This is a genomic window from Methylobacterium cerastii (genome assembly GCF_022179125.1).
Classification (GTDB): domain Bacteria; phylum Pseudomonadota; class Alphaproteobacteria; order Rhizobiales; family Beijerinckiaceae; genus Methylobacterium; species Methylobacterium cerastii.
This window is the reverse complement of the sequence record NZ_BPQG01000028.1, coordinates 48,155-71,127: the sequence shown is the minus strand read 5'-3', so window position 1 is coordinate 71,127 and position 22,973 is coordinate 48,155. Positions and strand designations below refer to the sequence as shown.

Genomic DNA, 22,973 nt, shown 5'->3' with positions numbered 1-22,973 from the left:
CGATGGTACCCCACCCCCAAGCAAGATTCAGCTTTGATTTCAGCATATTCAGCTGTATTTGGGGGTGGCGAACCCTCGATGCTTATTCACAAGCGAGGCCTTGAATAACACCTCGCGCTAGTTCCTTTCGAGGTGGCTCAGCGCAAGGCCGGAGTACCGCACAGCCGCGATGTCGGCAGCGAGCATCTTGGTCGGGAAACCCCGCCCATAACCCGCATCAACGCCGGTATCGGCCCATCCTCCGAGTGCCCGCCGTCGATCCTCAGGGACGCCGGCCTCGCGCAACCGGTCAGCCCAGCCGTGACGGAAGGAATGGAACGTGGTGCCGGAGCGCGCGGCACCGCAGCTTGCCAAAAAACGGGTGAACCATTTTTGGAAGGCGTCCGAAAAGTAGCCGCGGGCGTCCTGGCGCAGCTCGGGGAAGAGACGTTGATCCCCTCGCTCGCGGGCGGAAGCGACAAAGCTCAGAAAGCCAAGCTCAATGATGTCAGGATGCAATGGCACAATCCGGGTGCCGGCCTTGCTCTTCACTCGCTGATCCGCTTCGCCGGCTCGCACTAGGAAGACGGGGACGCCGTCGCGCTCGGTCACATCGTGCGGACGAAGCTGGCACGCCTCGTTGAGCCGAAGGCCATGAAACAAGGAGAGGAGCGGGACCCAGAAACGGGCGCGGCGCGGATGGTTGGGACCGGGCCGGGCATATCCTGCCTCGTCGTCTCGACACCCTGTGTAGATCGCCGCTGTGAAGATGGCCCGCAGCTGGTCAGGTGAGAAGGGCTCGCGGCGTCGATGATGAGCTTCATCGATCGCGAGGCCGGCCGCAGGGTTCTTCGCGATCCATTCCTCACGCACGGCCCAGTTGAAGAGCGTTGCGCACTTCGTCAGGTGGCTGTTCACGGTCTGTGTGTTGAGGGTTGGAAGCGCGCCCGCCGTCGCTATCTCAGCCGCCTGAGTAAGGGTCTTGCCCCTGAAGCGCTTTGTGGCATTGGGTGGCAGGGCCTGAAACAGATCCCGTACCCACCGGGCGTGGTCGCGCGAGATGCGGTGCACATCGGTATCGCCGCCGATCACTTCCCTGAGGGCAAGGAAGATCATGCCGTAGTCGGCATCGGTCTTACCAGTCCTATGCCCCCGGCCAGGATCGTTCGCGAAGGCCGCGATCAACTCATTCAAAGTGCGGCTGGGCACGACGCCCAAGGCCTCCGTTGCCCCCTGGTAACGGGATGAGCTGCCCTCACCACTCAGCTGGACAATGGCATCTCGGTTGAGCGCGATCAGTCCACGTCGCACCAGGGCCGCCAGCTCGACATACTGCCTCGTGGTCCGGTCCACCTGCGGGCGCTGTACATGGCGGCGTATCCGGGAGCCTGTAGTGGTCTCCGGAGGGGCACCTGCAGCGATCAAGACCGCATCGACGACGTGGCCCACGAGCGGCGCGTGATCCTCTGGGTCCGCGCTAGTCAGAAGCTCACCGTCAGCCTTCACCTCCTCAAGGACAGCATCCCAGTCGGTGAAGCGCGTCTCACTTACGTCTCGGCTCCCCGGTGAAACGCGTTGCACGGCGTGTTCGAACCACCGGGTAGCGAGCGTCTCAATCTCGCGGGACGCCAACTTTTCCAGACGACCCGACGCGAGAGCGCGCCGCACCGACAGATCCTCAGCCGATTGGCGACGAACGGCCTCGAACTCCCGCTCTAATTGGGCTTGCTCGATACGAAGGCGCGTGATCGCGAGACGCCGTTCCTTCGTTCGCAAACTGCGGACAACATGAGTCCGGCCACCGGGCTCCGCGACATCCAGAGGCACCCTCATCCGCAAATAGAACGTTCCACCACGCAGCGTAAGGTTTGGTTGTCGAGCCACGGTTTCATCCGCCATGTGTCACAGTCCTGTGTCACAGTCGCGCCAAGAAAGCCGTTTCGTATCAGGATGTTGCTCTACCACAAGCACTTGCGTGGGTGGTGGTGGGCCCGGCAGGACTCGAACCTGCAACCAGACCGTTATGAGCGGTCGGCTCTAACCATTGAGCTACAGGCCCAAGCCGTTGATACGACGTGTACTTCGGCTGAACGATTCATCCGTCGAGCCCGTCGGCGACGCCGATGGTGCGTACCGCGAACGGAGCGCGACAGCAAGGGATGTCGTGCGCTTCGCCGGGCGCGGCCGCCCTTCGCTCGCGCGCCCGCTCCCATTCGGCCGGACGCGACAGACCCGCCTGTCCGCCACGGCATCGAGAGCCACGGCGGATCGAGGCGAGCCCTCAGGCACAGGATTAGGGCCGACCCACCGTTGCAGGCCGCGTTCCCATTTCGGGGGCACGCCCACGGTTCGGCCCCGCCCCGATCTGCTCACGGGGCGGGGGAACCCCGGATCTCACCAGCGTGAGCCGATACGCGACGCGGCTCGTGCGAAGGATGGCGCGGGGCGGTTAAGGCGGCCTCCACGGGGCGGGGCGGGCGCGTCTCGCGATGGGGCACCGCTCGCCCTGGTTGCGCTGGCCCCGGGCACTCTTGCCAAGGTGCCGCCCACGGTCGCATGCAGCACGCCGCCACCCCCGCGAGATCCCCACGCGATGTCCTCACCGATCGCCCCGTCGGACGTTCCGGCCCATGACGGCCTGCCGCCGGCGCGACGGGGGCGGGCGATGGTCGCGGTGCTCACCGGCGTCGCCCTCGCGACCCTCGACACGGCGATCGCCAACACCGCCCTTCCCACCATCGCCGCCGACCTCGGCGTCGACCCAAGCGCCTCGGTGTGGATCGTGAACGCCTACCAGCTCGCCGTCGTGGCGACGCTGCTGCCGATCGCGGCGCTCGGCGAGATCGTCGGCCAGCAGAGGATCTACATCGCAGGCTTCATCCTCTTCACCGCGTCCTCGCTCGTCTGCGCCCTGGCCTGGTCGCTGCCGACGCTCGTCGCGGCGCGGGTGCTGCAGGGCGTCGGCGCGAGCGCGTTGATGGCGGTCAACATCGCCCTCATCCGCTTCATCTATCCGGCCGACCAGCTCGGGCGCGGCGTCGGCCTCAACGCCTTCGTCGTCGGCGTCGGCTTCGCGGTCGGCCCGACCGTCGCCTCGCTGATCCTCGTCGCCGCGCCCTGGCCCTGGCTCTTCGCCGTCAACGTGCCGATCGGCCTCGTCGCCCTGCTCCTGGCCTGGACCGCGCTGCCGGACACCGGGCGCTCCGGCCATCGCTTCGACGTCGTCGGCGCGCTGCTCAACGCCTCCGCCTTCGCGCTCCTCGTGCTCGCCCTCGGCGAGGCGGCCCACGAAGGACCGCTCTGGCGCATCCTGGCGGAAGCCGTCGGCTCGCTCGCCTGCTTCCTGCTCCTGCTGCGCCGGCAGGCGGGGCATCCCGCGCCGATGCTGGCCGCCGACCTGCTCCGGCGTCCGCTGTTCGCCCTCTCGGCCACCACGTCGGTGTGCTCGTTCGCGGCGCAGGGGCTCGCCTTCGTCTCGCTGCCGTTCCTGTTCCAGCACACGCTCGGGCGCACGCAGGTCGAGACCGGCTTCCTGATGACGCCCTGGCCCGTCGTGGTCGCGCTGCTGGCGCCGCTCGCCGGGCGGCTCTCGGACCGCTACCCGCCCGGGTTGCTCGGCGGCATCGGGCTCGCGATCCTCGCCCTCGGGATGGGGTTGCTCGCGGGACTTCCGGCGAACCCGAGCGTCGTGGACATCGGCTGGCGGATGGCGATCTGCGGCGGCGGCTTCGGCTTCTTCCAGGCGCCGAACCTGCGCGCGATCATGACGAGCGCGCCGCCCGCGCGGTCCGGGGGCGCGAGCGGCATCGTCGCCACCTCGCGGCTCCTCGGCCAGACCATGGGCGCCGCCCTCGTGGCCGCCTGCTTCGCGATCGCGGATGCGCACGGGCCGGCGCTCGCGCTCGGGCTCGGCGGCGCCTTCGCCGCCATCGCCAGCGTGGTCAGCTTCCTGCGCCTCGCCGTCCGGCAGGAGGACACGGCCCGGCCCGCGTGAGACGCCGTCCGCGCGGTCCGGATCGGGCGCTCGCTACTCCGCGACGGCCGGCACGGCGTCGGCGATCACCACGCGGGGGACGAGCAGGGCGGTCAGCAGCGTCAGCAGCGCAACCGCGAAGACCGTCCAGAAGGTGCCGTGCAGGGCGTGCTGCAGGCTGATGCGGGCCGCCTCGCCGGCTCCGCCGAGGCTCGCCGGGTTGTCGAGCAGGCGGCGCAGCTGGTCGGGGTCCACCGTGGCCCCGCCGTCCGGATGAATGAGGCGGTAGTTCAGGACGGCGCCGAGGGCGGTGGCGCCGAGCGTCGAGCCGAGGTTGCGCGCGAAGATGTTCGAGGCGGTGGCGGCCCCCCGCTGCGCCCAGGCGACGCTGTCCTGGATGATCACGATCGCCGCCGTCGACAGGAAGCCCATGCCGAGGCCCATGACGATCGACCCCGCCGCCGCGACGGCGGGCGAGGTCTCCGGGCCCAACGCCACGAAGGCCGACGCCCCGATCGGCAGCAGGGCGGCGCCGAGCAGCAGGACCGGCCGCAGGCCGAACCGGACGAAGCTGCGCGCCGCCGTGGTCGCGCCGACCGGCCAGCCGAGCACCATGAGGGTCAGGGTGAAGCCGGCCACGAGCGGCGATTGCCGGAGCACGCCCTGCACGTACATCGGCAGGAAGGCGGTGAGCCCGATGATCGCCATGCCCGAGAGTAGCGTCGCGGCGTTGGCGGTGAGGATCGAGCGCTGCCCCCAGAGCGCGAAATCCAGCATGGGGTCGGCGGCCCGCCGCTCCTGCAGCACGAACAGCGTGATCGCCACGAGGAAGGTCAGGCCGGAGGCGGTCGCCACGGCCGGCGCGGTCGAGGTCTCGGTCAGGGCGATCATCAGCGCGGCGATCGCCAGCGTGAAGAGGCCGGCCCCGATCACGTCGATCCGGCGCCGCTTGCGCTCCACCTCCTCGCGCAGGAACAGAAGGAACAGGGCGGCCGCGAGGACGCCGACCGGCAGGTTGATCCAGAAGATCCACGGCCAGCTCAGGTGCCCGATGATCAGGCCTCCGGCGAGCGGCCCGGCCACCGAGGAGACGCCCCAGACGCTGGCGAGATAGCCCTGCACCCGGCCGCGCTCGCGGGCGGAGTAGAGGTCGCCGACCACGGTCATGCTCACGGGCTGGATCGCGCCCGCGCCGACGCCCTGCACGAGCCGGAACAGGATCAGCGACGGCATCGACCAGGCGAAGCCGCACAGCAGCGAGCCGGCGAGGAACACCGCGATGCCGAACAGCAGCACCGGGCGCCGCCCGTAGAGGTCGGACAGCTTGCCGAACACCACGGTGGTCGCGGTCTGCGTCAGCAGGAAGGAGGCGAACACCCAGGCGTAGAGGTGGAGGTCGCCGAGCTGCCCGGCGATCTGCGGCATCGCGGTCGAGACGATCGTCGCCTCGATCGCGATCATGAACATCGCCGCCATCACCGCGGCGAGGACCAGCGGGCGGCGCGTCGTCGGTGAGGTCAGCATGCCTGGGCTTTAGGGCTCCGGCGCTCCGGGCACCAGGGGCCGGACGCCGACGCGCGCCGGCTCAGACCGTCGCGGCCTCCGGCGTCGGCCCTCGATGCGGGATGCGGAGACGGCGTGACGCCCGCGCTTCGGCAACCCCGAGCGGCGCTGCACGGACGCCTGGACTGCGAGCCCGGCTGTGAGGGCATGTCCGAGCGCGGGTGGTCCAAGCCGGGTATCGAGGCGCGCGCGTCCGGCCCATGGCGGCCGTTCACGGACTCGGTTCGCGATCCGGGACGAACAGCAATCCGATGAGGACGACGGCGGGCACGAGCACGCAGGCGAAGGACAGGGCGGCGACCCCGAAGGCGCCCGCCAGGGCGCCGACCGCGAACGCCAGCACGGCCGACAGCGTGCGCCGAAGGCGGGTGGCGGCCGGCGCGCCGAGCGTCTTCCCGCAGGCATGGTCGGTCAGGTCGATCACGGCCTGCGTGACGTTCACGGTCATCACGGTGGTCGCGGCCAGGTGGCCGATCACCAGACGCCCGATGCCGTTCTGGATGCCCATGGCGGCGACCCCGAGCATGCCGACGCCGATCGCCTTCGCGCCGTCCGGCGAGCCGAGCGGCGACAGGGACGCGCCCACGATCGCGAAGGCGATCAGCGCGGCGGCTTCAAGCACCAGCAACGGGCGCAGCGGTGACGCCCCCCTCCGCTCGAGGGCCAGGGCGATGAGGCGGGTCACGGCCACCGCCAGGATGAACGTCGGCAGGGCAAGGAGCTTCGCGAGGACCCCGGTCGAGGTCGAGACCAGCTCCGCACCGATCAGGACGACGTTGCCGGTGACGTGGGCCGTGAACAGGCCGGTCAGGGCGATGAAGGCGGCGGCGTCCACGAAGCCGGCGACGAAGGCCAGCCCGACACCGATCGCGGCGTCTCCATCAGCGAAGGCAGGCACGATGCTGGGGGCTCCTTTTCGGCGATCCAGGTCGTCCGGGCAGGTCGCCCGGAGACGGGTGCCGAGCTTCGACCGCTAACCCAGGGTCACCGAGCCGTCGGCCGGATCGACCGCGACGACGCGCGGACCGCGCACGTCCGGATCGCGCTGCTCCCAGGCCGACAGGGCGGCGTTGGCGGCCTCGACGATCGCTCCCGGGGCGCCGCCGACCTGCGGGCGGATCGCCTCCACGAGCCGCGTCACGACCGTCTGCTCCTCGAGCGGGTGGGCCGGCATCGTCGCCTGGCGGCAGAACGCCGCGTAGACGTTCTCGGCGATCGCGCGGGCCGCGCGATCCAAATCCGGCGTGTCGTTCATGTCCTGTCGCCCTTCACCTGGGGATGTTCGGAGCGTGCGCCCCGGCTTGGATGGAGTCGGTGCCGGCCTGCGATCAGGGCGCGGGCTCCTGCAGCGGCTTGCCCTTGTCGATCACGTAGACCGACAGGATCTTGATCGTCCTGTCGCCGACCACCGTGTAGCCCGCATGCGGCACGCCGCGCTGGTTGATGCCGCGCTCGCCCGCCGGGCGCTCCTTCGGCTCCTTGCCGGCCACCTGCACGGTCCCGCCCTCGATCACGTAGAACGACTCCTCGCCGTTGTGGAAATGGCGGGGCGAGGTCGCGCCCGGCGGGAACTCCACCAGCTGCATGACGATCTCCCGGGTGTCGTCGCCGGAGACGGGCGAGCGTCCGAGTTCGGTCCGCTTGATCTCCTGCGCCACCGCCGAGCCCCCCAAGGCGATCACGCCGGCACCGCATGCCAGCACAAGCCCCAAGGTCGCGAGCCATCGCCGCATCCGACGCATCCTCCGTTTCGGGAAAGGATGGCACGGACCGGATCGCAGCGGAACGGCCCGGGCACGCGCCGCCTCGTTTTCCGCACGGCTGGTTTTCCACGCCGATCGTTCCCGGCGGCCCCCGTCAGGCGTCGTCCTCAGGAGCGAACACCTCGCCCGCTTCCGCCAGCCGGACGTTGGCCGCGTCGGTCCGGAGCTGCAGCAGGCCGCGATACTCGGCGAGGTGGCGGCGCATCCCATCGTCGGCGCCCGAGCCGTCGACCGGTTCCGGCGCGGCCGGGTCGCAACCGTCGATCGCCTCCGCGGTCCGGCGGTCGACGCGGGCCCGGTCGGACGGGCTCAAGCCTGCGAGCCCGTCGAATCCGAGCTCGCGCGCGAAATGGGCGGCGATCTCTTCGCGCTTCGCGTCCAAGTCCGAGGTCGCCAAGTGCGATGTCGCCAAGTCCGATGTCGCCAAGTCCGGCATGACCCTCTCCTCAATCAGGACATCCACGCGTTCGACGAACAGAGGAGGCTGAATGCGGCCGATCTGGCCTCACGCACCTCTGCTAGGTGAACCGCTGGGCCGAGATCGGATCGCTGGCGGGAAAGGTGTCCTCGAGCCCTTCGTCGAGCATGCGCTCCCGGCGCCGCACCGGGCCGTCGGCCGCCGGGCGACCCTTCGCGCGCGTACGGCTGCTCCCGCCGAGGAACCCGCTCTGCCACAGGAGGTAGCCGACGCCGACCGCGAGGGTGCAGACGATGACCTTGAGGTCCAGCTCGCTCCGCGGGGCGGGCTCGGGGTGCCGTGCCTGCAGCGCCCACCGCCGCGCCTGGACGAAGGCCCGCGCCGCGTCGTCGGCCTGCCTGTCGGAGAGCAGCGTGCGGGCGGCGGGCAGCAGCTCGTGCTTGAGCCGATGGAGGTGCTGATCCACGAGGTAGGTCGCATCCTCGAAGTCGTTCAGCCAGCCCTCGGAGGTCTTGCGGCGACGCCGCGCCAGGTCGGAGAGCTGGCCGATGAACGCCCGGTGCCCGTCCGACAGCTCGTCCACGAGCCGCCGGGTCTGCGGCAGCCGGCCGAGCGGGGCGTAGAGGCCGACGGACACCGCCTGCGCGTGGGCTTCGAGCGCGTCGACGAGGTGGTCGAGGAGTCGCTCCCGGCTCCTGACGACGCCAGGTCCGTTCAAGGCTCTCGGCGCGTCGTGGATGAGATGCTCGATGTTCGCGTGATCGCGTCCGATGAGCTGCCAGACATCCATGCACGGTACTCCATAAGTCGTACCTGCCAACCGCCTCGCCCAGGGGCTGTTCCTTAGGTCCGGCCCCGCGCGATGCGTGCCGCGCGAGGGCGCAAGCCGCCGGAGACGCCGGGCCCGCGCCGGCGGGAATGAACCGGACGTGCGCTCCCGCATTGGGGGAGGCAGGAGACCCGAATGCCGCCCGACGCAACCCAAGAACCGCAGACCGTCAACCTCTCGACGCCGGACGCGGCCGCCTACTGGGCGCGCAAGCTCCAGGTTCCCGTCGAGAAGCTCGGTGCGGCGGTCGACGCCGTCGGCCACGACGCCGAGAAGGTCGCGACGCATCTCGGCCTGCCCTGGCCGTACGAGGCCAGCGGCATCGTCTGACGACGGCAGACCCTGGGAGGGGCGCGTGAACGCAGCACCGGACGGTTCCATCATCCAGCGCGAATCCCCGCGCGCCGACCTTCTCGCCTTCGAGATCAAGGACCGCATCACCGAGCCGGACATCGCGTGGATGTCGTCCATCGCCGACGCGGCCATGAAGACGGTCGACCGGTTCGACATGCTGCTGATCATGTCGAACTACGAGGGCACCGATCTCGGGGCGCGGTTCGACGGCTACGCGAGCCAGGTGATGGTGCGCTCGGTGGCCCACATCCGGAAGTACGTCGTGGTCGGCGCGCCGTCGTTCGCGCGCGCCATGATCAAGCTCTCCGGGACGGTGATGCCGGTCGACACCAAGACCTTCGACCTCGCCGACGAGGCCACCGCCTGGGCTTACCTCGCGGAAGCCGGGCCCGTCGCGAAGAGCTGAGGCCGGCCCATCAGGCCAGGACGGGCGGCCGCCTTCATTCCGGTGGACGCGCACTCAGCCTGCGCGCGACTCGGTGTGGACCAACCGGCGCATGGCGCAGGTGCGACACGATCGACGACCCGTACGTCCCAGTCACCCCGGCGCCAGCGGAACTTCCAGTCGAGGAAATCGGTTTTCCAGCCTCAAGCCATCCTCTAGCGAGATCGCAAGAGGATCATGGCAGGCACGTCGATCGGGGCACGCGAAGCGATGACACGCAAGACGACGACCAAGGCGGTTCGGGCCGCGCTCGCGACGGGCCTTCTTCTCGGCTCGACCGGTGCCGTGTTCGCCTGGGGTGGCGGCGGTGGCGGGAGCGACAGCGGCAGCGGACTCTCGCCCTATGCCGCGCTGAACGGGAACGACCGCTCGGCCGGCGTCAACAGCGGCAACTACCGCGCGCCGGAGCTCGATCCCTATCTCGGCGCCTACGGCGACGGCTACGCCCGCCCCGTCCAGGACCGCTACCGTCCGGTCCGCCGGCCCTATTACGGCCGGCCCTATTGATCGGGCACTCTTAAACCAACTGGGATCGGCGGCCGTCATCCGACGGTCGCCGTGACCTCGATCTCGACCTTCATCTCGGCGCGCAGAAGGCCGGCGACGACCTGCAGGGTCGCGGCCGGCCGCACCTCGGCCAGCACGCGCCCGCAGACCGCGAGCACGGCTTCGGCATCCGCCCGGTCGGTGACGAGGTAGGTCGCCCGCACGATGCGCCCGAGGCCGGACCCGGCCTCGGCGAGGACGTCGGCGATCGTGCGCCAGCACGCCTCGGCCTGCGCCGCGGCGTCCTCCGGCATCGTCATCGTGGCGTAATCGTAGCCGGTGGTGCCGGCCACGAACACGAAGCCCCCGTCGATCACCGCGCGCGAGTAGCCGTAGGCCGCCTCGAACGGCGAGCCCGAGCCGATCAGGCGCCGGGTCACCGGCGCAAGGCTTCCAGCACCTTCGCGCCCGGGCGTCCGGTCTGCGGCATGCCGAGGCTGCGCTCGACCTCCTTGATCGCGTCGCGGGTCTTGGCGCCGACCTTGCCGTCCGGCTCGCCGACGTCGTAGCCCCGCGCGGTCAGGCGGGCCTGCAGGTCGCGGCGCTCGGCCCGCGACAGCGGCGGGTCGTCGGTCGGCCACTCGGCCTGGATGCCGGCCCGGCCGCGCAGGCGATCGGACAGCACGGCAATGGCGAGGCCGTAGGATTCGGCGGCGTTGTAGGAGTAGATCGCGTCGAAGTTCTTGGTCACGAGGAAGGCCGGCCCCTCGACCCCTGCCGGGATCATGATGCCGACCGGCCCCTCGGCGGAAAGCGGCCGCCCGTCGACGCGCTTGACGCCGAGCGCGGCCCAGTGGCCCACCGGCTTCTTGTTCTTGCGCCCGGCGGCGCCCGCGTTGAAGCCGGCCGGCAGCTTCACCTCGTAGCCCCAGCCCTGTCCGTTCGACCATTTGGCGACGTGCAGGAAGTTCGCGGTGGAGCCGACGGCGTCGGGCACGGAATCGACCACGTCGCGGCGCCCGTCGCCGTCGAGGTCGACGGCCAGGCGCTGGTAGGTCGTCGGCATGAACTGGGTCTGGCCGAAGGCGCCGGCCCACGAGCCGTTGAGGCGCGCGGGCTCGATGTCGCCGTGCGCGATGATCTTCAGGGTCGCCATCAGCTCGCCGCGGAAGAAGTCGCGCCGGCGGTTGCCGGAGCAGGCCAGCGTCGCCAGCGACTGCACCAGCGGCATCTTGCCGAGGTTCTTGCCGAAGTTCGATTCCACGCCCCAGACCGCGGCGATGGTGAAGCGATCGACGCCGTAGCGGGCCTCGGCCTGGGCGAGCGCCGCGCCGTGCTGGCGCATCGCCGCCTTGCCGTCGTCGACGCGCTCGTCGTCCACCAGGGCGGCCATGTAGTCCCAGATCGGCGTCTTGAACTCGGGCTGCGCCTGGGAAAGCTCGATCACCTTGTCGTCGAAGGCGATCCCGTCGGTGGCGCTGCGGAACGCCTGCGCCGAGACGCCCTGCGCCGCCGCCTGCTGCTGCAGGCCGGCGAGGCAGGACTGGAAGTCGGCCCGCGCACCGGTCGTCGCGAGGCAGGCGACGGCGATCCACGGCAGGATCGGCCTGCGGGAGGAGCGCTGCCGGGGAGATCGCTGCATCGTCGTCGCTCGCATGGTGTCCGAAGCGTGGGAGCCTGGGAGGGAACGGTTAACCCAGGCTTAATTCGAGGGCGCCGGACGATCCGCAGGCCGTCCGCGCCCCCTCACGCCCAGCCGCGCGCGGCGAGCTTGTCCTCGTAGGCGTCGATCTTCGGCGCGCGCTTCAGGGTCAGGCCGATCTCGTCGAGGCCGTTGAGCAGGCTCTCCTTGCGGCCGGGATCGATGTCGAAGTGCAGCGTGCCGCCGTCCGGGCCGCGGATGGTCTGGGCTTCGAGGTCGACCGAGAGGGTGGCGTTGGCGCCGCGCTCGGCATCCTCGAACAGCTTCTCGAGGTCTTCCGGCGAGACCACGATCGCCAGGATGCCGTTCTTGGCGCAGTTGTTGAAGAAGATGTCGGCGAAGCTCGTCGAGATCACGCAGCGGATACCGAAATCGGTCAGCGCCCAGGGCGCGTGCTCGCGCGACGAGCCGCAGCCGAAGTTGTCGCCCGCCACCAGGATCTTGGCGTTGCGGTAGGCCGGCTGGTTGAGGACGAAGTCCGGGTTCTCGGAGCCGTCGTCCCGGTAGCGCATCTCGGCGAACAGACCCTTGCCGAGGCCGGTGCGCTTGATCGTCTTGAGGTACTGCTTCGGGATGATCCGGTCGGTGTCGACGTTGATGATCCGCATGGGCGCCGCGACGCCCGCCAGGGTGTTGAATCTGTCCATCGTCCTTGCCGGTCTATCGAATGCCAACGGGGGTCGGCCGCCACCCTAACAGCGGCGCGGCGGACCGGGAAGATTCACGCCAGGCGCCCGGCGCGCAGATGTTCCGCCCGGAAGTGCTCCGCCCGCAAGTGCTCCGCCCGGACGTGCTCCGCCCTGAGGTGCCCGTCGTGGATCGCCGACGCGACCAGGGCGCCCGCGACGCCGGCGCCGGCCAGCGCGGCGAGGTCGTCGGGGCCGCGCACGCCGCCGGCCGCGTAAATCCGGCGGTCCGGCGCGAGGCGCGCGGCCGCCGCCAGCCCGGCGAGGTCCGGCCCGGAGCCGACGCCGACGCGCGACAGCGTCATCACGATCACCTCGGGCGGCCAGTGGCGGGCATCCGCGTGCAGGCCGGCCGGCCCGAGGCGCGTCGCGCCGCGGCTGTCGAGCGAGAGCACGGCACGGTCCCCGAGGCGTACGACGAGGCCCTCGTCGGCCTGGCTCTCGCTGCCGACCACCGGGCGGCCGAGCCCGGCCGCGAGGAAGGCCTCGACCGTCGCCGCCTCGGCGAAGCCCGCGTCGACCCAGAGGCCGACGCCGGGGCAGGCCCGGGCGATCGCCTCCAGCGCCCGCAGGTCGGGCGGCGCGCCGTCCATGATCGCGTCGAGGTCGGCGACGTAGAGGGTCGGCCCGGAGACCGCGTCGAGGAGGCCGCGGGCGACGTCGGCCGGCGCCGAGCCCTTTGCCAAGGGCGTCTCGATCGGGGCATAGCTGTGCCGTTCGCCGGCGCGCGCCCGCACCACCTGTCCGTGGCGCAGGTCGATCACCGGAATCACCGCGAACGAAGCCCGCGCGGTTTCGTCGCCCATCAATGAGATCGCCATTGGCCGCCGCGCTCCCCCACCCCGCCAGGACGATCGGATGGGATCTCGGCGGGGTGCACGTCAAGGCGGCGCTGGTCGAGGGCGGCGTCGTCCGCGCGGTGGTGCAGGCGCCGTGCCCGCTCTGGCGCGGGCTGCCGGCCCTCGACGACACCTTCGCCGGGTTGCCCGATTGGGCGCGGGGGGAGGCGGCGCACGCCGTCACGATGACCGGCGAGCTCACCGACTGCTTCGCCGACCGCACGGACGGCGTCGCGCAGCTCGCGGGCTGGGCGGCCGGGCACCTGTCCGGCGCGGTCGCGATCTATGCCGGGCGCGCGGGCTTCGTCGCAGCCGCCGAAGCGGAGGCCAACGCCGCCGCGATCGCCTCGGCGAACTGGCACGCCACCGCGGCCCTGCTCGGGCGGCACGTGCCGGACGCGCTGCTCGTCGACGTCGGCTCGACCACCTCGGACCTGATCCCGATCGTCGGGGGCCGCGCCGCCGCCGCCGGCTACGGCGACGCCGAGCGGCTGGAGACGGGCGAGCTCGTCTACACCGGCGTCGTGCGCACGCCCCTGCTGGCGCTCGCCGACCACGCTCCGTTCCAGGGCCGCCGCACCCGCCTGATGGCCGAGACCTTTTCGCACGCGGCGGATGTCTACCGCATCACCGGGGACCTGCCCGAGGGGGCCGACCAGCAGGCGAGCGGCGACGGCAAGGGCAAGTCGGTGACCGAGAGCGAGACGCGGCTCGCGCGGATGATCGGCCGCGACCGCGGGGAGGGGACGGACGAGGCCTGGCGGGCGCTCGCCCGCCACTTCGCCGAGGCGCAGCTGCGCCTGCTCCACGATGCCGCCGCCGGCCTGCTCTCGCGCCCCGACATGCCGGCCGCCGCGCCACTGATCGCCTGCGGCGCGGGCGCGTTCCTGGTCGAAGCCCTGGCCCAGCGGCTCGGCCGCCGCTGCCTCGCCTTCACCGCGGTGCTGGCGGAGCGGATCGCCGGCCGCCCCGACTGGGCCTCCACCTGCGGCCCGGCGCTTGCCGTGGCGCTGCTCTCCGCCGAACCCGCCCCCACGAAGGAAGCTCGATGACCGCCCTGAAGATCCTCGCCCGCGTCCTGACCGCCCGGGTCGGCCCGCATATCGAGCTGGCGCTGGCCACCGAGGACGGCGAGACCGTCAAGGTGCTGGCGACCCCCGACCAGATCGACCGGCTGATCGACGAGCTGGAGGACATGCTGCACGCGCCGGAAGCCCCGGACGACGGCGAGCCGCCCGAGGCGGCTTGATCGCCTCGCAGGGAGGGCGCGTGACGTCCGAACCGCACGCACCGGTCCCTAGCAGGCTGCTGAAAAAGTCGGGCGAGGTAGAACAATCATCTCCGAATCACACCATTTGTTAGAGAATGGGGCGGTTCTCGCGTCTCGACGGTTCTCGATCGTGGGGGCTCGGCCCGCGAGTGCCTGCGGCAGGAGAACGTCTTTCTCCATCTCGGGACTTTTTCAGCAGCCTGCTAGAGCATTTTCAAGCGAGGTGGATGCCGGCTCGCGTGAAGAAAATGCGACCCCACAACAAGTTAGAGCATTTTCCGTGATCCAGAGATCACGGAAAATGCTCTAACGCAAAAAGTCCCCGAACGCCCGCGGGCTGTCGTCGGTCTTGATCTCGCGGGTCACCGTCAGCGTCTCGGCGTCGATCACCGAGAGCGTGTTCGAGCCCCAGTTGGCGACGATGACCGAGCGGCCGTCGGCGGTGGTCGCGATGCCCTCGGGGTGGTCGCCGACCTCGATCCGCGTCACGGGGGCGAGCGTGCCTCGGTCGAACACCGTGACGGTGCCGGAATACTGGTCGGTGACGAAGCCGCGCTTGTCCGTCAGGGCGATCACGTAGGGGCGCTGGCCGGTCTTCACCCGGCCGACCTCGCGCGCCGCGGAAAGGTCGATCACCGACACGTCGTCGCCGGTGACGTTGGCGGTGTAGGCGCGCTTGGCGTCGGCATCGATCGTGAGGCCGAACGGATGGTGGCCGACGGCGATCGTCGCGGTCGCGCGGCGGGTCGCGAGGTCGACCACCGAGACCGTGTCCGCCTCGCGGTTGGCGACCAGCAGCGTCGCGCCGTCCGGCGTCACCGCCAGCCCGGAGGGCGAGGCGCCGACCGCGATCTCGCCGTCGAGCTTCAGACCCGCCTCGCCCGGCACCAGCACGAACACCCGCTTGGCGTACCAGTCGGCGACGTAGACGGCGCCGCCCTTCGGGTTCGCCGCGATGCCGAGGGGACCGCCCGGCAGGGTCAGCACCTGCACGACCTTGCGCGTGGGAAGGTCGATGACGGCGATGCCCGGCGCGTCCGGGCAGGTCACGTAGGCCTGGGTGCGGTCGGGCGAGAAGGCGATGCCGGCGGGCGAGCCGGCGACCGGGATGCGCTGCAGGATCGTGCCGGCCGCGAGGTCGATCACGTCGACGGCGTTGTCGCCCTGCACGGTGACGACCGCCTCGGCGGCGCGCGCGGCGAACGGGGCGAGCCAGAGGGCCAAGGCCAGCGCGAGGACCGAGGCGAGCGAGAGGCCGGCACCCGGCCGGCCTCCGCGTCGCGTCGTCGTGAAACGGCTCAAGAGCCCTTCTCGACCTGCGCCTTCAGGGCGTCGAGGCCGGTGCGGTAGAGGCCGCGCACGGCCTTCTGGGAGGCCTCGTCGCTCAGCTCGGGCGGCGGGTCGTTGTTCATGTAGCCGCGGTAGAACGCGCCGTCCCACGACACCTTCGACTTGCCGTCGCCGTCGGCCTCGACCTTGAGCGTGGAGGAGTAGTCGTTGACCGGGAGGGTCTTCACGTCGACCTTGGTGATCCGGTACGAGTAGCTCATCTTCTCGGCGGAATACTTGTACAGGCTCTCCTCGACGGTGGCGCCGCCCTTGAGCGTCAGCACGCGGGTGGCCTTGTCGGGGGTGTTGCCCTCCTTGCCCTCGGTCTTCTCGACCAGGGGCAGCCAGCTCATGTCCTGGAAGTTGCCGATCACCTTCCAGACCTTGTCCGGGCTGGCGTTGATCTCGACCGTCTCCTCGACCTTCTTGCGGGTCGGGCCGTGGGCCTGGGCCGTGGTCGCCGCCAGCGCGGCGATCACCACGGCGCTCGTGAGGGCCAGTCTTCTCATCAGCATGTCACTCCTGAGGCTTCGCCGTCTCGTGCGGCGTCGGTGTCGGCGAGGATGCGGTCTTCCGTCCCGAGGTGGGCGGCGACCTTGTCCTCGATCCAGTCCCAGGCCTCCCGCTCGCGCGGGCCGGCCGTCTTGGATATCGCGATGGCGAGATAGCGCATCTCGGCCATGACCTTGTCGGGCGCCAGCATGTGGAGCCGCGTCGAGAGGATCGCCGCCTCCAGCACGGCGGCCTGCGCCCGGTTGTAGCCTATGAACGGGGCGTGGGCCGCCGCGTGGACCAGGCGTCCGCGGTAGCGCGGCCGGGTCGCGTCGGCCTCGACCGACGTCACCGCGAACTCGGCGTGGCCGAAGCTGTCGGCGAGGCGCCGTCCGCGGATCCTGTCGCACGCGACCGTCGGCCACTCGCGGCGGCCGGTGACGGCGCCCGCGATCACCCGCACGTCGCGCGGGCTCGACGCACAGAAGTACGGGTCGACGTCGAGGTTGAGGATCGTCGGCGAGGGCCGGAACGGCGCCAGCACATAGTCGTCGCCCTCCGCGATCAGGCCGAAGGGCACGAGGTGCAGGGCGCCTTCGGGAGAGAGCGTGGTGACGATCGTCTCGAGGATCAGCGGCACCGGCTCAGGCCTCCCCGGCCGGCACGAGCTTGCCGCAGACGAGTTTTTGCGCGGGCGCCTCGGGCGTCGCCGACACCGACGCCTCGGCCGCGGCCTCCTCCGGCGCGATGGTGCGGGGCGCCGAGGCGCCGGCCTCGACCGGAACCTGCGCGTCGCGGGCGCCCGGCAGGGCGTCCGGCCCGGAATGCTTGGTGTGGCCGGCCTTCTTGAAGGCGGTGGTGTCCTCGACATCGGCGTCGGCGGCGCAGGCCCAGTCCAGCGGCTCGTCTTGCACGTAGCGCTTGCCGAGGCGCCACGCGGTCTCGGCCTTGGTCAGCTCGCCGCCGAGGTAGAACGCGTGGGCGCCGTCGCTGGCGACGTCGAGATCGGTGAAGAAGGCCATCGCGTCGGTGCCGACCTTGTGGACGTCGCGGTTGTAGACGTGGATCCCGTCCTCGGCGACCGCGATCCGGTAGTTCGGGTCGCGGACCTGGGCCGCCAGCGCCGCGATCTCGTCGGGCGTTTGCACGAAGGGACGCTTGTCGTGAAGTGCCAGAAGTGCCCGGCCGTAGCCCTTCGGCAGCGCCGCGTCGGCCTTGGCCGCGTACATCACCCGCCTCGCGGCATCGTGTTCCTCCACCGTGCGGCGGGTGTGGTTGGAGACCTGCACGATCAGGACGTTGCCGACCGACAGCTCCGAGCACATCCCGACCAGCAGCGCGGTGATCCCGAGGCTGTCGGCCTCGGTGAGTTCGGTGAGGTTGCCGGTTCCCATCATCATCGCGATGTCGGGCCAGCGGGCGCGGGTGGCGCGGTAGCGCTCGATCGAGTCGACGAAGCCGAAATGGATCGGCTCCAGGATCGGGTCGGCGATGAACGGGCGCCCCGCCGCCACCATCCGCGCGATGGCGCGGTCGAGGGAGGGCAGGTCGTCGGGCCGCGTCGGCACGAGGATCGGCACCGCGTCGGTCTCGAAGGCGAGGTCGAGGGTCTCCTCGTTGAGGCTCAGCAGGAAGTCGGCCCCGGCGGCCGCCCCCCGGCGCAGCTCGTCGATCGAGAAGGAGTCGACGCTGACCTTCAGCCCCTGCGCCTTCAACCCGCGCACGCACGCCTCGAGATGCGGGAAGTCGGTGTCCGGCAGGCCGCCGAGGTCGATCACGTCGGCGCCCCGGCGCGCCAGATCGAGTCCCTTGGCCACCACCTGGTCCGCGTTCATCTTCGAGGCGTCGACGATTTCGGAGAAGATGCGCAGGTCGTGGCGCGAGAGGTCGACCTTGCGGCCGGCCAAGCCCAGATGGGCCGGCAGGTCGACGATCTCGTCGGGGCCGCGCTCCACCGGCAGGCCGAAATGGGCGGCCAGCGCCTCAGGGTTCGCCCGGCAGCGCCCCGGCAGGACGATGCGGGTGGCGCCGTCGGGCAGGGTGACGCGGCGCTTGATGATCTCCTCGGTCATCAGCGCGGCGACCTTCACCCCGGAATCGGCGATGCTCCAGGCGAAGCGCTCGGGGGGCAGGGCGCTCGCGACCTTCTCCAGCCGGGCGCGCGCGAGCTTGCCGGTGACGAAGACGAGGTGCTCGGGCGCGCCGCTCATGCGGCGGCCCGGAGGTGGACGGCGCGCTCGCCGGCGGGCCCCAGGATCGCGACCGCGCCACCGTAACGGGCCGCGAAGGCCGGGAACGCGGCGTCGACCAGGCCGATCCGCGCGAGCGCCCGCGCGTCGGCACCCGCCGGCGCGTCGGCGGACTTCACCAGGATGCAGCGGGCGGCGCCGAGCTGCGTCGCCGCCCAGAGCGCGAGGCTGTCCGAGGTGACGTCCCAGGTCTCGGCGATGTCGGGGTGGCCGGCGCGCAGGGCTGCGGGGTCCCAGATGTGGGATCGAAGCGAGCCGGCGCCCTCGCGCGTCACCGTCCGAATGGACGGTTTCACGCCTGTCGCAGCGGTTTCGGATCGAAGCGCGGGTCCCCTCTCCCCATGGGAGAGGGGGCCGCGAGGCTCCACCCGCGTGTCTTCGGTGGCCCCGCCGGGCTCTTGAAGGCGCTGGTCCTCGAAGGCGAGGGCGATGACGGGAAGGCGCGGCTCAATCGCGTGAAGATAGTCCGCCATGCGGCTCATTGCGTCGAGCGCACGGCGATGCGCCTCGGCGTCGTCGAAGCCGTCGCGCCGCTGCGCCGCGCGGACCGCGTCGGCGTGTTCGCCGCCGCCCGGGACGACGAGGCAGGGGCCGAAGGCGCCCTCCGCCAGCGCGACGAGCAGCGCCCGCAGGCGTGCCGGGTCGGCTGAGAGGCTGCCCCCGACCTTGACGACGGTGCGCACGCTCACGCCGCGTCTCGCGCGGCCGGCCGGCGAAGCGCCCGCACGGCTTGCGACAGCCGCTGGGCGTCGAGGCCGTTGCGGCGGTCGCCGTCGCGGCAGAGGCCGCCGCGGAACCCGAGATAGTCCGGCCGGTGGGCGGCGAGGCCGGGGATGTCGCCGACGCGCAGCGACCCGGCGAGCCCCGACACCAGCCCCGCGATGCGGGCCGCGGCGACGAAGGCGGCGAGGCGCTCGCTGTCAATGAGGTCGGGCAGCCGGCGCCCGTCCTTGACCGCCGTGTCGATCATCGCGCCGATGAAGCCCGCCGCCGCGAGGCGCGGCGCGCAGTCCGGCTCGGGATCGTCCTCGGCGAACAGCACGGCGACGAGGCGGCCGGGCGCGGCGGCGCCGGCCGCGTGCAGGGCGGACACGTCGGCGAGCCAGTCGGGGCGAACCGCGACCTTGACCCAGGCGACGCCCGTCTCCGCCATGGCGCGGATCGCGGCCTGCCGCTCCGCCGGGGCCGGCTCCCCGGCCACCGCGCTCGTGGCCGCGCGGCCGGCGGTGTGCGCGACGACGGCGCGGACGATCTCCGCGGGCAGGGCGCCGAGCGCCCCGTTCTCCGGGTCCTTGGCGTCGATCAGGTCGGCGCCGGCACGGATCGCGACCTCGGCCTCGGCGGCGTCGCGGACGCTGACAAGGAGGCGGGGTAGGGGATGGGTCGAGACGGAAATGGCGGACTCGGACACGGGCGACCTGAACGGGAACGGCTCGGAGGCGGCGCGGACGCCGGACGACATCACGATTTGCCGGGCAGGGGCTCGGCGAGAAGGCGGTTCTTGACGATCCAGCGCATGGCATGCGTCCAGGTGTCGTCGGTGTCGGCCCGGATCACCACCTGCCCGCCGCGCACCACCTTGCCTGTGGCGGCGTCGGCGATCGCGACGTTGAGGTTGAAGATCTGGCCCGATCCCTTCTCCACATAACCGGTCACGGCGAGATCCGCACCCAGGGCCTTGGCGATCGGGGCGGCGCAGCCGTCGCACTTGTGGAGCGGCCCCTGCTTGTTCACCTCGGCCGCCTGCGGCGCGGTGTCGACGGGCTCCAGGCCGCCCTTGTCCTTGAGCGCGCTGCGCAGCTCCTCGGTGACGAGGGCGAGCTTGCGCACCTCGTCCGGCCGGGCCTTGCGCCCGCCGACGACGCCCGGATCGAACAGCTCGACGGGGAAGATCGCCGCCTTCATCGGGTCGGCCGCCGCCGCGCCCGGATGGCAGGCGGCGGCGAGCGCGAGGGGCACCGCCGCGCGAAGCATCATACCGCGAACGATTTTGCCGCGTGGGATCATGACGGAACTCCGGTCGGAGGCATCGGGGACGACCGCAACGCCGGCCGCTTCCCGGCATAAGGTCGCGCGGCGGGTTGTTTTTGCAATGATCGGTGCGCGCTGAACGTTTGGACCGACATGCGCTTAGCGTTTGAGTCCGCCCCCGGAATGCTGTTACGGCTCGCCCCCATGCTCGCCATCCTGCACGATCCTGCACCTTCCCTCGGCGCCGCGATGCTCGTCGCCCTCGGTCTCGCCGGCCCGGCGATGGCGCAGGAACCCGCCGCCGCCCCGGCCGCGCCCGCGGAGGCGGCCGCCACCCATGTCGGCCTGATCTACCGGCCGCAGCCCGCGCCGTCCTCCTACGATGCCGAGGCCGCCCCCGAGGACGAGGGGCTGGCCGGCGCGAAGATGGCGATTGCCGACAACAACACCACCGGCCGCTTCACCAAGCAGAGCTACGCGCTGGACGAGATCGCGCTCACCGAGGGCGGTCCCTCCGCGGTCGACGCGGCCAAGGCGCTGCTCGGCAAGGGTATCCGCTTCCTCGTCCTGGCGCTGCCGGCCGACGAGGTGGTCGCCGTCTCGGAGGCGGCCAAGGCCGACGGCAAGGGAGCTGTCGTCCTGAACGCCGCGGCGCCCGACGACCGCCTGCGCGGCGCCGACTGCCGCAGGAACGTGTTCCACATCGCCCCGAGCCGGGCGATGCAGACCGATGCGCTGGCGCAGTACCTCACCGTCATGCGCTGGCGGAAGGTGTTCCTGATCGTCGGCCCGACCGACGCGGACAAGCTCTACGCCGACGCGATGCGCAACTCGGCGAGGAAGTTCGCCCTCAAGGTCACGGCGGAGAAGCCCTGGACCTTCGGGCCGCTGGCCAAGGCGCGGGGCGACACGCCGACCCGCGCCGAGGCGATGGTCTTCACCCGCGGGCTCGACTACGACATGGCGATCGTGGCCGACGAGGAGGCGGACTGGGGCGACTACGTCCCCTATCGCACCGTCGACCCGCGGCCCGTCGGCGGCACGCAGGGGCTTATCGCCACCACCTGGTCGCCGGTGCTGGAGACCTGGGGCGCCGCCCAGGCGCAAAACCGCTTCCGCCGCCTGTCGGGCCGGCTGATGCGGCCGCTGGACTACCAGGTCTGGGCCGCGGTCCGCGTCGTCGGCGACGCCGGGACGGCCAAGAAGAGCGCCGACCCGTCGGTGCTCGCCGCCTCCCTCGTCGACCCGGCCTTCGGCCTGCCCGCCTACAAGGGCGTGTCGCTCAGCTTCCGCCCCTGGGACCACCAGCTGCGCCAGCCGCTGATCGTGGTGCAGCCCAAGGCGCTGGTCTCGGTGGCGCCCGAGCAGGGCTTCCTGCACCAGCGCACGCCGCTCGACACCCTCGGGACCGACCTGCCCGAGACGACCTGCAAGTTCCCGTGACCACGCAAGTTCCCGTGACCGCGCTTGAGGGCAGGGGGAACGCGCCGTTCCGCCGCCCTCGCCACGCGGGCGAAACGCACTACACTGTCGGGCAATAGGGTTTCGGCGCCGTCAGAGCGCCAAGCCTGCGAGACACGAGGGGGAGGATCGCGAATGGACCGCTGCGTGAAAGCAGGGTTGGGGCTCGCCGCGCTCGGCGCGACGCTTCTGGGCTCGGCGCCGGCCGAGGCCTACACGGTCTACGTCTCCAACGAGAAGGGCAACTCGGTCAGCGTGATCGACACCGCGACGATGGCGGTGACCGGGACCTGGAAGGTCGGGCGCCGCCCGCGCGGCATCACCGTCAGCCGGGACGGCAAGGAGGTCTTCGTCTGCGCCAGCGACGACGACCGCATCGACGTGCTCGACGCCGCCACCGGCAAGGTGGTGCGCTCGCTCCGTTCCGGCCCCGACCCCGAGCAGTTCATCCTCGATCGCAGCGGCAACCCGCTCTACGTCGCCAACGAGGACGACAGCCAGGTCACGATCATCGACATCGAGAAGAACAAGGTGCTGGCCGAGATCCCCGTCGGCGTCGAGCCGGAGGGGATGGGCCTGTCGCCGGACGGAAAGGTGCTGGTCAACACCTCCGAGACCACCAACATGGCCCACTTCATCGACACCAAGACCTTCCAGGTGATCGACAACGTGCTCGTCGACGCGCGCCCGCGCTTCGCCGAGTTCACCGCCGACGGCAAGTTCCTCTGGGTCTCGGCCGAGGTCGGCGGCACCGTGAGCGTGATCGACGTGGCCGCGCGCCGCGTGGTGAAGAAGATCACCTTCAAGATCCCGAGCGTGAACGACGAGGCGATCCAGCCGGTGGGCATCCGCATCACCAAGGACGGGACCAAGGCCTTCGTCGCGCTCGGGCCGGCCAACCGCGTCGCGGTGATCGATGCCAAGACCTACGACGTGCAGAAGTACCTGCCGGTCGGCCAGCGCGTCTGGCAGCTCGCCTTCACCCCGGACCAGGCGATGCTGTTCTCCACCAACGGGACCTCCAACGACGTCTCGGTGATCGACGTGGCGGCGGAGAAGGTGGTGAAGAGCATCCCGGTCGGCCTGCTGCCCTGGGGCGTGGCGATCTCGCCGAACTGACCTTTTTCGCACGCAGGATTGCCGTCGACGGCAGCGCGGGGGGAA

The 22,973-nt window shown here is 71.2% G+C and carries 26 protein-coding genes and 1 tRNA gene; 8 read left to right on the top strand and 19 right to left on the bottom strand.

Translation table 11 applies throughout. The features are described from left to right. Positions 1-117 precede the first annotated feature (117 nt). The gene (locus MFF13_RS09805) at positions 118-1,878 is read right to left on the bottom strand and encodes a site-specific integrase (RefSeq protein ID WP_238272085.1); all 1,761 of its coding nucleotides are present in this window, start codon (positions 1,876-1,878) and stop codon (positions 118-120) included. An 84-nt stretch (positions 1,879-1,962) separates the two neighbouring features. Beyond that, positions 1,963-2,038 (bottom strand) — tRNA-Ile (locus tag MFF13_RS09800). A 534-nt stretch (positions 2,039-2,572) separates the two neighbouring features. Between MFF13_RS09800 and MFF13_RS09795 the strand changes: the two genes are divergently transcribed. Further along, positions 2,573-3,973 carry an MFS transporter gene (locus MFF13_RS09795; protein WP_147751973.1) on the top strand — a complete coding sequence of 467 codons (1,401 nt, stop codon included), beginning with the start codon at positions 2,573-2,575 and terminating at the stop codon, positions 3,971-3,973. A 33-nt stretch (positions 3,974-4,006) separates the two neighbouring features. On the opposite strand, the gene MFF13_RS09790 is transcribed toward MFF13_RS09795, so the two are convergent. The 6 genes from MFF13_RS09790 to MFF13_RS09765 form a co-directional block, all read right to left on the bottom strand. Then, on the bottom strand, positions 4,007-5,476 hold the full coding sequence (locus MFF13_RS09790; RefSeq protein WP_147751972.1) for an MDR family MFS transporter: 1,470 nt from the start codon (positions 5,474-5,476) through the stop codon (positions 4,007-4,009). 250 nt (positions 5,477-5,726) lie between these two features. Then, on the bottom strand, positions 5,727-6,416 hold the full coding sequence (locus tag MFF13_RS09785) for a YoaK family protein (RefSeq protein ID WP_147751971.1): 690 nt from the start codon (positions 6,414-6,416) through the stop codon (positions 5,727-5,729). A gap of 72 nt (positions 6,417-6,488) precedes the next feature. Further along, the gene (locus tag MFF13_RS09780) at positions 6,489-6,770 is read right to left on the bottom strand and encodes a hypothetical protein (RefSeq protein ID WP_147751970.1); all 282 of its coding nucleotides are present in this window, start codon (positions 6,768-6,770) and stop codon (positions 6,489-6,491) included. Positions 6,771-6,843: 73 nt separating this feature from the next. Continuing rightward, positions 6,844-7,248, bottom strand: a complete 405-nt coding sequence (locus tag MFF13_RS09775) for a cupin domain-containing protein (RefSeq protein WP_147751969.1) — start codon at positions 7,246-7,248, stop codon at positions 6,844-6,846. 124 nt (positions 7,249-7,372) lie between these two features. Beyond that, the gene (locus tag MFF13_RS09770) at positions 7,373-7,714 is read right to left on the bottom strand and encodes a hypothetical protein (RefSeq protein ID WP_147831980.1); all 342 of its coding nucleotides are present in this window, start codon (positions 7,712-7,714) and stop codon (positions 7,373-7,375) included. Positions 7,715-7,796: 82 nt separating this feature from the next. Further along, positions 7,797-8,486 carry a hemerythrin domain-containing protein gene (locus MFF13_RS09765; RefSeq protein ID WP_147814328.1) on the bottom strand — a complete coding sequence of 230 codons (690 nt, stop codon included), beginning with the start codon at positions 8,484-8,486 and terminating at the stop codon, positions 7,797-7,799. 174 nt (positions 8,487-8,660) lie between these two features. On the opposite strand from MFF13_RS09765, the gene MFF13_RS09760 reads away from it, so the two are divergent. The 3 genes from MFF13_RS09760 (at position 8,661) to MFF13_RS09750 (ending at position 9,831) form a co-directional block, all read left to right on the top strand. Beyond that, positions 8,661-8,855 (top strand): DUF3606 domain-containing protein, encoded by a 195-nt coding sequence (locus MFF13_RS09760; protein ID WP_147751967.1) that lies wholly within the window; start codon positions 8,661-8,663, stop codon positions 8,853-8,855. 25 nt (positions 8,856-8,880) lie between these two features. Beyond that, entirely contained in the window at positions 8,881-9,285 is a 405-nt protein-coding gene (locus tag MFF13_RS09755) for a SpoIIAA family protein (RefSeq protein ID WP_187273786.1), read from the top strand. 249 nt (positions 9,286-9,534) lie between these two features. Beyond that, complete coding sequence (locus MFF13_RS09750; protein ID WP_238272083.1) at positions 9,535-9,831, top strand: hypothetical protein; 297 nt, start codon at positions 9,535-9,537, stop codon at positions 9,829-9,831. Positions 9,832-9,866: 35 nt separating this feature from the next. Here the strand turns inward: MFF13_RS09750 and MFF13_RS09745 are convergent, their stop codons facing one another. From MFF13_RS09745 to MFF13_RS09730, 4 genes are all read right to left on the bottom strand, one after another. Then, entirely contained in the window at positions 9,867-10,250 is a 384-nt protein-coding gene (locus MFF13_RS09745; protein WP_147751965.1) for a RidA family protein, read from the bottom strand. Further along, complete coding sequence (locus tag MFF13_RS09740; RefSeq protein ID WP_147751964.1) at positions 10,247-11,452, bottom strand: lytic murein transglycosylase; 1,206 nt, start codon at positions 11,450-11,452, stop codon at positions 10,247-10,249. The genes MFF13_RS09745 and MFF13_RS09740 overlap by 4 nt, the downstream gene beginning before the upstream one ends. Before the next feature lie 104 nt (positions 11,453-11,556). Next, complete coding sequence (gene leuD, locus MFF13_RS09735) at positions 11,557-12,159, bottom strand: 3-isopropylmalate dehydratase small subunit (protein ID WP_147751963.1); 603 nt, start codon at positions 12,157-12,159, stop codon at positions 11,557-11,559. 74 nt (positions 12,160-12,233) lie between these two features. Continuing rightward, entirely contained in the window at positions 12,234-13,004 is a 771-nt protein-coding gene (locus MFF13_RS09730; RefSeq protein ID WP_238272082.1) for a HisA/HisF-related TIM barrel protein, read from the bottom strand. A gap of 14 nt (positions 13,005-13,018) precedes the next feature. Between MFF13_RS09730 and MFF13_RS09725 the strand changes: the two genes are divergently transcribed. Both MFF13_RS09725 and MFF13_RS09720 read left to right on the top strand, forming a co-directional pair. Continuing rightward, complete coding sequence (locus MFF13_RS09725; protein WP_373322507.1) at positions 13,019-14,089, top strand: hydantoinase/oxoprolinase family protein; 1,071 nt, start codon at positions 13,019-13,021, stop codon at positions 14,087-14,089. Next, positions 14,086-14,286, top strand: coding sequence for a hypothetical protein (locus MFF13_RS09720; RefSeq protein ID WP_147753646.1), 201 nt, complete (start codon positions 14,086-14,088; stop codon positions 14,284-14,286). The genes MFF13_RS09725 and MFF13_RS09720 overlap by 4 nt, the downstream gene beginning before the upstream one ends. Positions 14,287-14,613: 327 nt before the next feature. On the opposite strand, the gene MFF13_RS09715 is transcribed toward MFF13_RS09720, so the two are convergent. The 7 genes from MFF13_RS09715 to MFF13_RS09685 are packed head-to-tail and all read right to left on the bottom strand — an operon-like array spanning position 14,614 to position 20,354. Continuing rightward, positions 14,614-15,609 carry a beta-propeller fold lactonase family protein gene (locus tag MFF13_RS09715; protein ID WP_147753647.1) on the bottom strand — a complete coding sequence of 332 codons (996 nt, stop codon included), beginning with the start codon at positions 15,607-15,609 and terminating at the stop codon, positions 14,614-14,616. Then, the gene (locus MFF13_RS09710) at positions 15,606-16,145 is read right to left on the bottom strand and encodes an SRPBCC family protein (RefSeq protein ID WP_238272081.1); all 540 of its coding nucleotides are present in this window, start codon (positions 16,143-16,145) and stop codon (positions 15,606-15,608) included. Before MFF13_RS09710 ends, MFF13_RS09715 begins: the two co-directional genes overlap by 4 nt. After that, positions 16,145-16,768 carry a DUF447 domain-containing protein gene (locus MFF13_RS09705; RefSeq protein WP_238272080.1) on the bottom strand — a complete coding sequence of 208 codons (624 nt, stop codon included), beginning with the start codon at positions 16,766-16,768 and terminating at the stop codon, positions 16,145-16,147. The genes MFF13_RS09710 and MFF13_RS09705 overlap by 1 nt, the downstream gene beginning before the upstream one ends. Positions 16,769-16,772: 4 nt before the next feature. After that, the gene (locus tag MFF13_RS09700; RefSeq protein WP_147753650.1) at positions 16,773-18,338 is read right to left on the bottom strand and encodes a DUF6513 domain-containing protein; all 1,566 of its coding nucleotides are present in this window, start codon (positions 18,336-18,338) and stop codon (positions 16,773-16,775) included. Continuing rightward, a complete protein-coding gene (locus MFF13_RS09695) occupies positions 18,335-19,060 on the bottom strand; it encodes a uridylate kinase (protein WP_373322508.1) in 726 nt (241 codons plus the stop codon). Before MFF13_RS09695 ends, MFF13_RS09700 begins: the two co-directional genes overlap by 4 nt. A gap of 2 nt (positions 19,061-19,062) precedes the next feature. After that, on the bottom strand, positions 19,063-19,788 hold the full coding sequence (locus MFF13_RS09690) for a (5-formylfuran-3-yl)methyl phosphate synthase (protein ID WP_238272078.1): 726 nt from the start codon (positions 19,786-19,788) through the stop codon (positions 19,063-19,065). A gap of 50 nt (positions 19,789-19,838) precedes the next feature. After that, positions 19,839-20,354, bottom strand: coding sequence for a DUF3280 domain-containing protein (locus MFF13_RS09685; protein WP_147813805.1), 516 nt, complete (start codon positions 20,352-20,354; stop codon positions 19,839-19,841). 198 nt (positions 20,355-20,552) lie between these two features. On the opposite strand from MFF13_RS09685, the gene pedA1 reads away from it, so the two are divergent. Both pedA1 and MFF13_RS09675 read left to right on the top strand, forming a co-directional pair. Next, positions 20,553-21,791: a lanthanide ABC transporter ABC transporter substrate-binding protein PedA1 gene (gene pedA1, locus MFF13_RS09680; protein ID WP_238272077.1), complete on the top strand. Its 1,239-nt coding sequence runs from the start codon at positions 20,553-20,555 to the stop codon at positions 21,789-21,791. 153 nt (positions 21,792-21,944) lie between these two features. Continuing rightward, positions 21,945-22,928, top strand: a complete 984-nt coding sequence (locus MFF13_RS09675; protein ID WP_147813807.1) for a YVTN family beta-propeller repeat protein — start codon at positions 21,945-21,947, stop codon at positions 22,926-22,928. The last annotated feature ends 45 nt before the right edge of the window (positions 22,929-22,973 follow it).